Genomic DNA, 12,981 nt, shown 5'->3' on the forward strand with positions numbered 1-12,981 from the left:
ATCAAACTGCCTTCCCTAAAGCACGTCGCGATGTAGTGAACATCGGTGTGCGACTAAAGAGTACCGTTAGCACGGTTCCCAAGACTAAAAAGCCCGCAAAAATCCACGCCGGCAGAGCGAACCCACCGCTGACCTGACGGCTCCATCCCAACAGGCTGGGCGCGATCACACCAGACAGGTTAGCCAATGAATTAATGAAACCAATTGCCACGGCTGCCGCTGTACCGGTCATCAATTCGGAAGGCAGTGTCCATAGCAGCGCGTTTGAAGAATAGACGCCCATCGCCGCCAGGCACAGAGCGATCATGGCGGCCCAGTGCACGGGCAACAGGAACGCGAGAGCAATGAAACCGAGCGCACCGAACAGCGTCGCCGTGCCCAGATGCGCGACGCGTTCGCGATGGGTATCGGAATGGCGCGCCCATGACACCATTGCAATCACGCCAGCAAGATACGGTACCGCGCTCAGGAAACCGACTGCCGTATTGCTATAGCCAAAACTCTTGATGATCTGCGGCAAAAAGAACGCGATGCCGGTCGTACCGAATACGATGCAAAACAGCGTGCCGGCCAGCAGCAAGACAGCGCGGTTCGCGAACGCCGCCGACAACGGATAGCGCGCCTCCGATTCGAGTGCGCGACGCTCGCTCTCGAGCATGCGTTCCAACCTGTCCTTGTCGTCGGTGCTCAGCCACTTCACGTCCGCGGGATGATCGGCCAGCCACCATAGACAACCGATGCCGAGTACTACCGCCGGGATGGCTTCCAGTAGAAACATCCATTGCCAGCCGCGCAGGCCAGACACGCCGTTCATGCCGTCGAGGATCAGCCCGGAAATCGGACCACCGATCAGGCCCGACAGCGGGATTGCAACAATGAAAATGCCTGTGACTCGTCCCCGGTAACTCGCGGTGAACCATCGGCTCAGATAAACCACAATGCCCGGAAAGAAGCCTGCTTCTGCCATGCCAAGCAGGAAGCGCAGTACATAGAAGCTCTTCTCGCCCGATACGAACATCATGGCGCCGGAGACCAGGCCCCAGGTCACCAGGATGCGTGCGATCCATCTTCTTGGGCCGACCTTCGAGAGGATGAAGTTGCTTGGCACCTCGAACAGAAAATAGCTGACGAAAAACGCACTCGCCCCGATTCCGTAAGCAACGCTCGACAGCCCGACGTCCGCGTTCATCTGCAGCGACGCGAAGGCGATATTGACCCGGTCGACGAACGCGACGAAATAAAGCAGCATCAGGAAAGGCAGGATTCTCCATGCCACCTTTGTCATGACCGCTTGTTCGACACCGGAAACCTTGGCGCTTGCGACTGTATTCATCGGGGTGTCTCGTTCTGAGGGGTTGAGCCGTCACGGCGCGCATCCGGTCTTCGGTATGCGATAACTGGCATTATCAAAAGCGGTCTTACAATAATCAACTATTGAAAATTATTCACACCGTATAAGAAAAGGTTATTGTGAACACGAGACTGTTGGGTATCTTCAGAACCGTCATGACGTCGCAGACCACGGTCGGTGCTAGCCGCGTGCTCGGAATCTCGCAGCCGGCCGTGAGCACTGCGCTCGGCCAACTTGAATCGGAACTTGGATTCCCGCTCTTCAATCGCGTGGGGAACCGGCTGGTCCCGCGCGAGGAGGCGAAGCTGCTGTTCAGCGCGTCAGAAGCCATGTTCATGTATTCCGAGGCTCTCGACCAGACCGTCGAGGACATCAAGGAGAACCGCCTCGGACATGTGCGCGTAAGCGCCACGCCGCAGCTCGGTCACTCGATACTTCCGCAGGCAATTCAGCGTTTTATGATCGGCAAACCCGACGTAAAGGTGTTTTGCGACGTCGTCGATTCATTCAAGGTAATTGAAAGCGTCGAAGCGCTGGCGGCCGATTTCGGCCTGGCGATGGCGCTCGAGCCCGAGCTCGACCAGTCGCTGAAGATGGTGAAGATCGCCTCGATCGAGATGGTTTGCGTCGTGCCCGATGGACATCCGCTTGCGCGGCGCAAGCGTGTCGTGCCGGCCGATCTTGCGCCGTATCCGCTGATCGGTCTGTCGAGTCTCGCTCGCGTCAGCACGCTGATTGCCGCGGCATTCCGCGACGCCGGCGTGCCGTACCGCGTGGCTGTCGAGACACGCTATTCGGAGACCGCGTGCAGGCTGGTAGGCGCCGGCGCCGGTGTCGCGGTGGTCGACGCACTGTCGGCCGTCGCCCATACCGGTCAGCAGATTGTCGCGCTGCCGTTTCGGCCGAAGCACACGATCGACGCCTGGGCGATTTCCTCGAAAGACCGCCCTCTGACGCGACTCGCGGAAGCGTTGCTGGTTGAAACACATGATGCGATGAAGGCTCTTCGGCCATGGAGCCGTTAAATCTGAGATCCCAACCCGATAGTGCTTTTCCTTTCCACGCTGTCCTCCCGAGTGGCTCACGACTGGGATATGGGGAAAACCCGCGTTATAGAACTTCTCTTTATATGAGAAAGTTTACGAAACCTTCCATGGCGAATGCAACATGGTGTCTGGCCTTATATGCGTTCGCCGCGTTCATCCACCTCTTTCCCACGAAAGCCACCCGATGCATCACAGCTCGACCCAAGTCGCCTTTGAAACGCCCTCGCTGGCGTGCGACACCCATTTCCACGTATTCGGTACACCTGATCGCTACCCCTACCCGGCCGAGCAGTTGCGCTATACCCCACCGGTGGCACAGATCGATGACTATCTCGAGATGGCAGCGGCCTTGGGGATCCAGCGCATGGTGTTGGTCCAGCCCAGTGCGTACGGCCGCGACAACACCTGCATGCTGGACGCCATGCAAAGCCTGGACCCAGCGATACGGCGCGGTATCGTCGACATCGACGAAAACGCCGACGACAGTGAATTTGCGCGTCTGAATGCGCTTGGCGTGCGCGGCGTGCGCATCAATGTCAATCCGATCAAACCGTCAGCACCCGGTTTCTCCGAGACGATGCGCCGCCGCATTGCGCGGCTCGACGCCCGTTGCAGCGAACTTGGCTGGTCGCTCGATTTCCTGTTGCCCGGCTGGCTGACCGCTGAATTGCTGCCGGACATGAAAGGTCTGCGCAGCAATTTCAGCGTTGCCCACCTGGGCATGAACCTCGCGCGCGACGGCATCACCACCCCCGGCTTCACTGGGCTGGTCGATCTGCTCAAACATGGCGAAGGACGCTGCTGGGTCAAGCTGACTGGCACCTATCGCATTTCGACACAACCGGGTTTCGACGATGTCGCGCCGCTAGTCGAGACGTTGTCGCAGGCGGCTCCCGATCGACTGATCTGGGGCTCGGATTATCCGCACTTGTCGTTCGCTGAAAACGATACGGTGGTTCTGTTCAACCTGCTTGCGCGCTGGCTGCCGGATCCGGCGCTCCGTCAAAAGGTGCTGGTCGACAACCCTGCCACGTTGTACGGCTTCTGAATTCTTTCATTCCTGAGAGGCCGCTATGCAATCGAACCTTGCGCCCCAAACTCAACCTGCGTCGAACGGTTGCACAAGCGCGTCGTCATCGGTAATCAGCGCGCTGGAAGTCGAAACGATGCGCAAGGTATCGAAACGGCTGGTGCCGTTTTTGCTGATTGCCTATCTGGTCTCAGTCATCGACCGTACCAATATCGGCTTCGCCGCTATGCAGATGAGCCATGACGTCGGCCTGAGCCAAAGCATGTTCGGGCTCGCCGGCGGCATTTTCTTCGTGTCATATTTTATCTGCGAGGTGCCAAGCAACCTGGCGCTCGAGCGCTTCGGCGCGCGTCGCTGGCTGTCGCGCATCATGGTGTCGTGGGGACTGGTGGCGGGGGCGAGCGCGCTAGTCATCGGGCCGAAAACTTTTTTTACGGCGCGCTTTATTCTCGGCGTCGCCGAAGCCGGCTTTTTGCCGGGGGCAATCTATTACCTGACGAACTGGTTCCCGAGCGCCTACCGCAGCCGCGTCATGGCCTGGTTCGTCCTGTCCGTCCCGGCCGCGGGATTGCTTGGCTCGCCCATTTCAGGCGCCTTGCTCAACATGGGCGGGGTGATGGGTCTGCGCGGCTGGCAATGGCTATTCGTGATCGAAGCGATCCCGGCGATCCTGCTCGGCATCTTCGCACTCTATTGGCTGACCGATAGCCCCGCACAAGCGCGCTGGCTGAGCGCCGAGCAGCGCGACTGGCTGATCGCTCGACTCGCCGGTGACGAGAACCGGCGGCACGCACCACCCAAAGTCTCGCTGTGGAAAGTGCTGTCCGACTGGCGGGTACTCATGCTGACGCTCGTGTGCGGCAGCACCGTCACCGTCAGTACCGTGCTGGGCTTCTGGCAGCCGCTGATTATCCGCTCCTTTGACGTCAGCTATTTCAATGCCGGTCTGTTGACCGCGTTGCCGTATGGTGCCGCCGCGCTGGCGATGATTCTCTGGGGGCGCATGTCCGACCGTCATGGCGAGCGCATCTGGTTCAACGTCATACCGATGACGTTAGCCGTGATCGGCATGGTCGGTACGCTGTATTTCACGAGCCTCATCGCGACCGTGATTCTGTTCGTGCTGGTCATGGTCGGCACCTATGCGTGCAAGGGACCGTTCTGGGCGCTGGCGACCGAATCGGTACCGGCCACCGTCGCCGCCGCCGGCATTGCGCAAATCAATGCGCTGGGAAGCCTGCCGGGCTTCTTTGCCTCCTCCCTGATCGGCGCGATCCGCCAATCGACCGGTAGTTACCCACTGGCGATCCTGCCTATCGCGGTGTTCTGTGCGATGGGAGTCGTGGCCGTGGCGATGATCGGGCGGCTGCAGTCGAAAGCGCGTTGGTTCTAGCAAGGAAGACGCGCCATAACTGTCGTGACGGCAACCATGCCCGACGTCGCACAGCCACTCGCAAATTTCATCCCGAACAGATTTGCGGAACCGGAAACACCTATCCTGAGAGCGTACCTATGAGTCTTGATCGACCACTACGTGTGGGCCTGATGGTGCCGGCCAACAACAGCACCATGGAAGGCGAACTGCTGGCATGGTTGCCGCCAGGCTCAACCTGCCAGACCCTGCGAATTGCGCGCGGCGCCGCCATGCTGGATGCCGATACGCTGCCCGCCTACCGGGCGGCTGCGCTCGATCTGGCCAGATTGTTTCACCGCGACGCGCTCGATGTGATTGTGTATGGCTGTACCGCGGCGGGTTTTATCGCCGGTCCCGCAGCCGATACGGCGATTGGCTCGGCGATCGCGGAATGCACCGGCTTGCCCACCATTACGACGGCGCAGGCGATGGTCCGCACGCTGAGCCGGCATGCCGTAAAGCGCGTCGCGTTGGTCACGCCGTACCTCGACGCGGTCAACGATCGGCTCACGGCATTTCTCGGGGCATACGATATCCAGGTCGCCTCACTGTCCAGTTTCAAAGCCAAAAACGTCGATGAACTGGCCGCGATCGGTTCGGCCCAGGTGGCCGAACGCACTCGCATCGCCCTACAGACCGATTGCGATGCCGTGTTTGTCGCGTGCTCGCAGTTGCCGACGCTCGAGGTCGTGCGAGCGCTGTCCGCCAGTGCCGCCAAGCCCCTCTTTTCGTCGATCCAGGTTAGCGCACTGCTCGCGCGCGAGATCCAATGAGCACTTCTTCTGCCGGACAGGCGATGTCCGAAGCCGCGACATTGGAAGCGCAAACCATGCGCCGCGTGCAATGGAGGCTGATGCCTTTCCTGATTGTTTCTTATCTGGCATCGGTGATAGACCGGGGCAACATCGGTTTCGCCAGCCTGCAGATGAATGCCGACATCGGGCTATCGCATACCCTGTTCGGACTTGCGGGCGGCATCTTCTTTATCTCCTACTTCTTCTGCGAAATTCCGAGCAACGTGGCACTGGAGCGTTTCGGTGCGCGGCGCTGGATTGCCCGGGTGATGATCAGTTGGGGCATCGTGGCGGGTGCGATGGCATTTGTCGCCGGCCCCAGATCGTTTATGGTGTTGCGCTTTTTGCTCGGCGCCGCGGAAGCAGGCTTCTTTCCCGGCGTCATTCTTTACCTGACCTACTGGTTTCCGACGCGCTACCGGGCACGTATGATCGGCATCTTCATGGTTTCAATTCCGGTGGCGAATGCGCTCGGCTCACCGCTTGCCGGCATGTTGCTGCAGGCGGATGGCATTGCCGGCCTGCACGGCTGGCAGTGGCTGTTTCTGGCTGAGGCCGTACCGACTGTCGCACTCGGTGTGGCCGCACTATTCTGGCTGACGGATCAGCCCAGCCTCGCCAAATGGCTGCCGCCCCAAGGACGCGCATGGCTGTCCCACACGCTCGAGCAGGAGGCCCGCGCGCGTAGTCTGCTGCTGACGCATAAACCCAGCCTGTGGACCACGCTCGGTGACCGCCGCGTGTTGCTGCTGACATTGATTTCCGCCGCCACCACTACCGCGAGTACCGCGCTGGCAATCTGGCAACCGCTGATCATCAACTCGCTCGGGCTCGACTATTTGCAGACCGGGCTGGTCAGCGCGATTCCCTACGTCGCAGCCTCCCTCGCGATGATCGTCTGGGCACGCAGTTCGGATCGACGTGGAGAACGCATCTGGCATAACGCAGTTCCGATGATCATGGTGGTCGTGGGTTTCGTCGGCATGCTGCTGGTACATGCCCTGTGGCCGGTGGTCACGCTGCTGACAGTGGTCATGGTCGGCACGTATGCATGCAAGGGACCATTCTGGTCGATGGCGACCGAATGGTTGCCGCCGCCGGTGGCGGCTGTCGGTATTGCACAAATCAGCGCACTGGCCAACCTGAGCGGCTTTTTTGCATCATGGTCGATCGGCGCGATCCGTGACGTCACCGGGAGTTTTGTACTGGCTCTCACGCCACTCCTGGGCTTGTGCGTAGTCGGCACACTGTCCATGATCTGGCTTGGCATATCCGGAAGCGCCCGGCGTCTCAAACGTTGAGTGCCGCGAGTCGGTCATAATGGAGTCCTCTCGACACCCTTCACCGACCCTTCCTTGCAATCGCTATGAGTGGCCTGGTTCGCCTGCTTTCCATATTGGACATTTTCACGCCCACCACGCCCGTGTGGCCCTCAGATGCTTTGATTGAGCATATGGAATGTGCCCCGTCGACCGGCTATCGGTATATCAAGGCGATGCACGAGGCGGGTTTTCTGACCCGGGTGGCCAATGGCTCTTATGCACTCGGCCCGCGCATCCTCGCGCTGGATCGTACTCATCGAGTTGCCGACCCGATTTATACCACCGGCACGCCGGTGATCCGGCGCCTCGCACATAAGACCGGCTGCAGTGCCCTGTTGTGCGAATTGTTCGGTGATTCGGTGGTATGCGTTCAACGCCAGTTGAACAACGAAAACCTGGAAAACCTGTTTGACCGAGGTCAGAGTCGGCCGCTGTTTGCCGGGGCGTCCGCCAAGGCTATTCTGGCGTGGCTGCCGAATCATCAACTAAAAAGCCTATTCCTCAAGCACCGCGAAGCGATCGGGCACGCAGCCCTGGGCCGCGACTGGGAGAGCTTTCGCAATACGCTGCGGGAGATTCGCGCAATGGGTTACGCACACACCGTCAGCGAATTTCACGTTGGGATTGCTTTGATCGGCGCACCGCTTTTCAACCGGCAGCGCGAAGTGGTGGGTAGCCTGGTTCTGGCCGCCTCGACTCGTGGTCTGGATAAGCGCGCGTTCGCAGCCCTGGCGCCTGAAGTCGTAGTGGCCAGCCAGGCCGTCACCCAGGCGCTCGCGGAGCCGCATATCAGTGATGTCCTGGCGGCGCGTGCGTTAGGCTGATTCAAGGCGTCTTGTGGCGTTGATAATCATGTCGCGGACGTGGACATTGCGGCGAGAGGCGCGGCGGTAAAGTCAGGGGGGAACAAGCCACACCGTTTCGGCTAAGGAACTGATGATGTCCGGGTGACCGAAAACCTCGAGTTATTCGAGGTGCCCGACTGACATATTCGGAAGGCTGAACAAAACGAGTACCCGCTGCGCGAATCGGTCCATCTCTGTACGAACTCGCACGGAAGACAACACATTTTTCCGTCAAGGTTCATACGCTGAGCATGAGCTCGTATTTCGCTGTCGAAACCAGGCCAGGGGGACCGCAATGACCGCATTGAGTGACGGGTTACCGCCCGACGGATTCGCATCGGTGAGCGCAGAGAGCGCGCAGGCACTGGCCGAATCAATGGACGATTCCGGCGTAGGGATCCTGCACTATACCGTGCCGGATGCGATTCTCGCGCAGCTGCGCAGTTTCGTCGCCGATCAGATCGAGCGGCAAGGTGGCCAGTATTTCGCCTTTGAAGGTAAGGCATGGGTCGCCAATACCTGCCTCAATCCGCTATTCGAGGACGCGGGCTTGCACGCGCTATTGCGATGTCTTTACGAACGGAAGATGCGCACCTTGCCGCCCAGCGACCGGATTTTGCCGGTCCTGCGCGTGCTGACCGGCACGCACGGACTGCGTCACGCGCTTAACTTTCACTACGACTCGTACGTCGTAACCGTACTGTTACCGATTCTGATCCCCAATGGCCCGGATGAACCCCCGGGTCATCTGGTCATGTTCCCGAATATGCGCAATGCGAGGCGCTTTGCGGTCGTCAACATCCTCGAAAAACTGCTGGTAGAGAAACTGCTGAAACGGATGTGGCGATCGCCGCGCGTACAGCAATGGTTTTCGGCGAAAATCGTGCCGCTCACGCCGGGCAACCTCTATTTCTTCTGGGGCATGCGCTCGCTCCATGCGAATCAGGCTTGTCTGCCGTCCAGCGTACGCAGTACCGTACTGCTCCATTTCGGCGATCCGCACGACGGCAATGTGTTCAAAGGTTTCTCCCACCGATTGCACGCAATGAGACTGCGGCGCATGGCGCGAGACTAGGCTTTCGCAAGAAGGCAGGGAGCCTTGGACACGGTCCGGCTTTATTACGGTGATACGTCGCCTGATCGAGAGAATGTTACGGAGTCTCACAATCCTCAGTCGAAAGCGAGGGTTTGCCGGGCACGTAAGTGTTGTGCAGCATTCCATGCTGCACGTCTGTAGGGTCGCAGCGAGCGCGGCAAGTTCTGCTCGCAACGACAGACACAAGCATCTTCTTCTGGCGCTCGTTGCCGAAGAGCCGGCGGTCGTTCTTTCGCAGTACGCATTCAGCGACACAACGGATCCGCACCACATTGGTTCAATTTTGCACCATAATGTATGGGAGATTGATTCGTAGTGCGCACCGCATTAACTGGAATTTTTTCTGCCTCTGGTCCGATGCAGGGCCGCGAAGCGATGGCTCGCAGGCTCGATTGGAACGATTCTCGCTTATGGAACTGGCACCCGCGACAGCGGGCGGAGTTGGCCGCAGCGGCCAACTCCGGGGGCCGTACCCGTTGCGGACAAAATGTTCAAGGCTTGCGAGGAAAAAGATATGCGTCCGGGAAGATCCCCCAAAAAACCCACACGGGGCTTTATTGTTCCGATCGGCGGGGCTGAGAATCGGGTCCAGAACCCCGTCATACTGCGCCGCTTCGTCAAACTGTGCGGCGGCCCGAGCGCGCATATTGCGGTCATTCCCACGGCATCGTCGCTGGACAATACGGGCGATGCATATGGATCGGTGTTCGGTGATCTTGGTGCCGGACAGATCAGCATCCTGCCATTCAAAAGCCGCGCGGACTGCGAGTCGCAGCAATACCTTGAGGTGCTCGATCGCGCCGATGGCGTCTTCATGACGGGCGGCGATCAGGTGCGCCTCGCCGAGATGCTGAGCGGCACGTCGGCTGCGCAAAAGCTCTGTAGCCGTAATTTGCATGGCATGCACATCGCCGGCACATCTGCCGGAGCTTCGGCAATGTCGAGCGCGATGATCGCCGGCGGCAGGAGCGGCGCCACGCCTCGTGCCGGCATGGTCGACCTCGCAGCGGGCTTAGGGCTTGTCAGCCGCTTTGTAATCGACCAGCATTTCAGCCAGCGTGACCGGCTCGGGCGCCTGCTCACCGCGGTCGCGTCGATCCCCTTCGGAGCCGGCATTGGGCTCGACGAAGATACGGCTGCGTTCATCGGTCCGGACGACACGCTCGAAGTGGTCGGTACGGGGAGCGTCACCATCATCGAAGGGTCGAGCCTGCACAACTTCGCCGCCGATTCGACCCGCCATGGCAAACCCGTAGGATTGACCGGAGTACGCCTTCATATCCTGACTGACGGCAACCTGTACGACTTGGGAAGCCATACGCTGCTGCGCTCAGGGCTCACCGCAAAGAGCCACGACACGGGCTGCCTGAACGCCACCGCGTTGACGTGATTGTTGGAATTATCCGCTGACCGATTCCGTTGACAGCGCGATCGGTTCGTTGCCAAACGCTGGCGCCCTTCTGCGCCTGCCCGGAGTGTCACCGCGCTTCCATCTATAGGACCGTGACGGTGTGAGACTGCCGGTTCTGAGTTAAGAGGTGAAGGTTTGAATCGTTCAAGAGCGCTCGCGGCCGGGACAAGAGGTTTTATCGTCGCCGTAGGCGGTGACGGCAAAGCGGCCCGCAAGGCCCCTATCCTGCGCCGTTTCACTGAGCTTTGCGGGGGCTCCCGCGCGCACATCGCCATTGTTTCGGCGGCCTCTGATGAAGAGGATTTCGGCGACCGTTATGAACGCGTATTCCGTGATCTCGGCGTTCATCGCGTCAGTGCATTCAACTTCGAGAGTCGAGCGGATTGCGAAATGGCAAGCGACGACTCGCTCGGCAGCGTCGACGGGGTTTTCCTGATCGGAAGCGATCCGGCCCGCCTCTCCGAGACGCTCAGCGCAACGCCCTTCGCTCAGCAAATAATCCGCCGGAATGCAAAGGGTATGCCCGTTGCCGGCGTCTCGGCCGGCGCAGCGTTTCTGCCAAGGCAAATGATCGCAGCCGGCAAAGGTGGCACGACGCCCCGCGCGGATCTAGTCGAATTGGCACCGGGCTTATGCCTGATCGACAAGTTGGTTATCGATCAACATTTTCGCCACCAGGACCGGCTCGGGCGCATGCTGATGGCATTGACCTACAATCCGGATGCCATCGGCATCGGGCTCGATGAAGACACCGCTGCATTCATCGGTCCGGATCAGAAGCTGCAAGTCGTGGGGACGGGAGGCATCACCGTTGTCGATACCTCGCAACTCCAGCACTCCGCGATTCATCCCGATCGCCGCCATGCGCCGGTGAGCATGATCGGCCTGCACCTCGACATTCTGGTTGATGGCAACGTCTACGACATGTCTGCGCATCTGGCCAGCATCGGGCATTAGTGTGACGGATCGAATGACGGCCTGAGCGCTTTGAGGATTCTGATGTGAATCTCCGGAATAAATAGTTCCGAATACCGCAAGTCCTGATCGATGTTGTCCCACGAGCCCGGCTTGCATATCTTGCACATCTTTTCCGTCCTGCTGTTTTCTATATAGACCCACGACAGCGCACCAAAGAATCGGTCGTGTTTTTCCGGAACTCCATCCGACGAACTCTCCATCGGAACCCATCCGACCTCCGGCACATAGAATTCCACCCACGCGTGATCGTTATCGGGTGTGCATACCGAGCCGACCGGCACATACCTCAGCTTGTACTCTGGCACCTTGAAGTCGCCGACTGGCCGGCAAGCGACGCCGCAAAGCCTCAGCAGCCCGATCATCAACTCCATGTACTTGCCGCATGTTCCCTCGCCGAGCCGCAACGTCTCGACGGGGCTCGAATATCTGCTGTTGTAGCGATAGCCGAGCCGGCTATAAACATATTCGCGTACGGCTTTAGCAATTCTGACCACATCGCCACGCCCTTGCGTGGGAATGCATGCAAGCAGACGCTCCGCAATATCTTTCAATTCCTGCCTGCCCATGTCATAGCGGGACTCTTCTTTCAGAAAGCGCCGCCTGATATCGGCAGGATAGTCGTCCTTACTCGCGCCGTTCAGCTTGTACCGGATACTGTAAGCCTCGATGATCGCGTGGTAGCCAAAAATGCGACATTCCTTGTCCAGCCTTATTCCGGTCAGATCAAACTCGACAATTGCGTTACCTTCCTCGTCCTCCGTGACGACCGCGGGAATATCGCCGATCGTCTCGATCGATTTGACTTTTTGCCTCGGCGTGTCGATGGGTATCGACAGTCTGATGCACAGCTTGACGCCTTCCAGCTCGTCGATGACATCGCCAATAGGCTTGAGCATTTCGGCATAGGTGAACTCGATTTCATAGCCGCCCGACAGGCAAAAATTGTTTCCCCGGCCGAGATCCGCGAGCTGATAGTCGAGCCGCTCGATGAATCCATCGCGGGCGTTTCTGAGCTTGATATTGGCGCTCCCGTTTGACGTCAGCTCCGAGCCCGCGTCGTCGAACACGTCCCAATTGCACTGGTTGTAATACACATAAACGCCCGGCTCTTTGGCATCGGACGTCTTGACAGCGGCTATGCCCACTGCGCCGTCATGCGGTACCGTAACCGACGCGACAGGTGTTCCGTCAAGATCAACGATATGGACGGTACGGCTGACGCCGCGAAGTATCAGGAGCCGATCGCCGTGCAGCGTCATGTCGTTGATGCCGTTTCCAATGCGAACCGTCTGTATCACCTCGCTGTTCTCGACAACAAGGAGGCTGCCCGTCACGTCGGCGACGTAGTATCGGCCGTCCTGCCAGCACAACCCGACGATGCTCTGCGCAGCATCGATCGTGATCGGATCCGTTGCGGCATGTACCGAGCCGTTTTCTATGCTAACTGTATGGATCAGATTGGAACGGCAATAGTGGATCGTACCGTCGGGCCGCATGCATAGTGCCGCCGCTCCCTCGAACTCATTGAAATGCTTGAAATTGAGCAGGCACTGAAAGAGGCCCGTGCGGACATCGATCCTGCCCAGCCCGCCGAGCTCCGGGTCCACAACAAAGATCGCGTCCTCCTCATTGCTATCGATCGAGCTGATGTTTTTTTCAAAAAGCGGTCTTATCGCGGTGACCATCAGTCCTCC

General features: G+C 59.3%; 11 protein-coding genes. 9 read left to right on the forward strand and 2 right to left on the reverse strand.

From position 1 onward, the window contains the following. Window position 1 precedes the first annotated feature (1 nt). Entirely contained in the window at window positions 2–1,333 is a 1,332-nt protein-coding gene (locus P0D84_RS46570) for an MFS transporter (RefSeq protein WP_408350661.1), read from the reverse strand. Between the two features lie 137 nt (window positions 1,334–1,470). Here P0D84_RS46570 and P0D84_RS46575 point away from each other — a divergent pair, with 137 nt between their 5' ends. From P0D84_RS46575 to P0D84_RS46615, 9 genes are all read left to right on the forward strand, one after another. After that, on the forward strand, window positions 1,471–2,376 hold the full coding sequence (locus P0D84_RS46575) for a LysR family transcriptional regulator (protein ID WP_408350664.1): 906 nt from the start codon (window positions 1,471–1,473) through the stop codon (window positions 2,374–2,376). A gap of 205 nt (window positions 2,377–2,581) precedes the next feature. After that, window positions 2,582–3,445, forward strand: coding sequence for an amidohydrolase family protein (locus tag P0D84_RS46580; RefSeq protein WP_408350667.1), 864 nt, complete (start codon window positions 2,582–2,584; stop codon window positions 3,443–3,445). A gap of 25 nt (window positions 3,446–3,470) precedes the next feature. Further along, entirely contained in the window at window positions 3,471–4,820 is a 1,350-nt protein-coding gene (locus P0D84_RS46585; RefSeq protein WP_408350670.1) for an MFS transporter, read from the forward strand. Between the two features lie 119 nt (window positions 4,821–4,939). Beyond that, window positions 4,940–5,614 (forward strand): maleate cis-trans isomerase family protein, encoded by a 675-nt coding sequence (locus tag P0D84_RS46590; protein WP_408350673.1) that lies wholly within the window; start codon window positions 4,940–4,942, stop codon window positions 5,612–5,614. Continuing rightward, the gene (locus P0D84_RS46595; protein ID WP_408350676.1) at window positions 5,611–6,936 is read left to right on the forward strand and encodes an MFS transporter; all 1,326 of its coding nucleotides are present in this window, start codon (window positions 5,611–5,613) and stop codon (window positions 6,934–6,936) included. The genes P0D84_RS46590 and P0D84_RS46595 overlap by 4 nt, the downstream gene beginning before the upstream one ends. 65 nt (window positions 6,937–7,001) lie before the next feature. Beyond that, entirely contained in the window at window positions 7,002–7,781 is a 780-nt protein-coding gene (locus P0D84_RS46600) for an IclR family transcriptional regulator (protein ID WP_408350679.1), read from the forward strand. 316 nt (window positions 7,782–8,097) lie between these two features. Continuing rightward, the gene (locus P0D84_RS46605; protein ID WP_408350682.1) at window positions 8,098–8,877 is read left to right on the forward strand and encodes a hypothetical protein; all 780 of its coding nucleotides are present in this window, start codon (window positions 8,098–8,100) and stop codon (window positions 8,875–8,877) included. Window positions 8,878–9,412: 535 nt separating this feature from the next. Beyond that, window positions 9,413–10,288, forward strand: coding sequence for a cyanophycinase (locus tag P0D84_RS46610; RefSeq protein WP_408349553.1), 876 nt, complete (start codon window positions 9,413–9,415; stop codon window positions 10,286–10,288). Between the two features lie 156 nt (window positions 10,289–10,444). Continuing rightward, entirely contained in the window at window positions 10,445–11,266 is an 822-nt protein-coding gene (locus P0D84_RS46615) for a cyanophycinase (RefSeq protein WP_408350686.1), read from the forward strand. On the opposite strand, the gene P0D84_RS46620 is transcribed toward P0D84_RS46615, so the two are convergent. Next, window positions 11,263–12,972 (reverse strand): transglutaminase-like domain-containing protein, encoded by a 1,710-nt coding sequence (locus tag P0D84_RS46620; RefSeq protein ID WP_408350689.1) that lies wholly within the window; start codon window positions 12,970–12,972, stop codon window positions 11,263–11,265. The genes P0D84_RS46615 and P0D84_RS46620 overlap by 4 nt on opposite strands. Window positions 12,973–12,981: the final 9 nt, after the last annotated feature.

It is taken from the genome of Paraburkholderia sp. RL17-337-BIB-A (assembly GCF_046025895.1).
In the GTDB taxonomy this organism is placed as follows: domain Bacteria; phylum Pseudomonadota; class Gammaproteobacteria; order Burkholderiales; family Burkholderiaceae; genus Paraburkholderia; species Paraburkholderia fungorum_C.

What these genes read in the sequence shown, in the direction of transcription:
- P0D84_RS46570 (WP_408350661.1), bottom strand. Translation starts at nt 1,333, where the DNA reads ATGAATACAGTCGCAAGCGCCAAGGTTTCCGGTGTCGAACAAGCGGTC.
- P0D84_RS46580 (WP_408350667.1), top strand. Translation starts at nt 2,582, where the DNA reads ATGCATCACAGCTCGACCCAAGTCGCCTTTGAAACGCCCTCGCTGGCG.
- P0D84_RS46585 (WP_408350670.1), top strand. Translation starts at nt 3,471, where the DNA reads ATGCAATCGAACCTTGCGCCCCAAACTCAACCTGCGTCGAACGGTTGC.
- P0D84_RS46590 (WP_408350673.1), top strand. Translation starts at nt 4,940, where the DNA reads ATGAGTCTTGATCGACCACTACGTGTGGGCCTGATGGTGCCGGCCAAC.
- P0D84_RS46595 (WP_408350676.1), top strand. Translation starts at nt 5,611, where the DNA reads ATGAGCACTTCTTCTGCCGGACAGGCGATGTCCGAAGCCGCGACATTG.
- P0D84_RS46600 (WP_408350679.1), top strand. Translation starts at nt 7,002, where the DNA reads ATGAGTGGCCTGGTTCGCCTGCTTTCCATATTGGACATTTTCACGCCC.
- P0D84_RS46605 (WP_408350682.1), top strand. Translation starts at nt 8,098, where the DNA reads ATGACCGCATTGAGTGACGGGTTACCGCCCGACGGATTCGCATCGGTG.
- P0D84_RS46610 (WP_408349553.1), top strand. Translation starts at nt 9,413, where the DNA reads ATGCGTCCGGGAAGATCCCCCAAAAAACCCACACGGGGCTTTATTGTT.
- P0D84_RS46620 (WP_408350689.1), bottom strand. Translation starts at nt 12,972, where the DNA reads ATGGTCACCGCGATAAGACCGCTTTTTGAAAAAAACATCAGCTCGATC.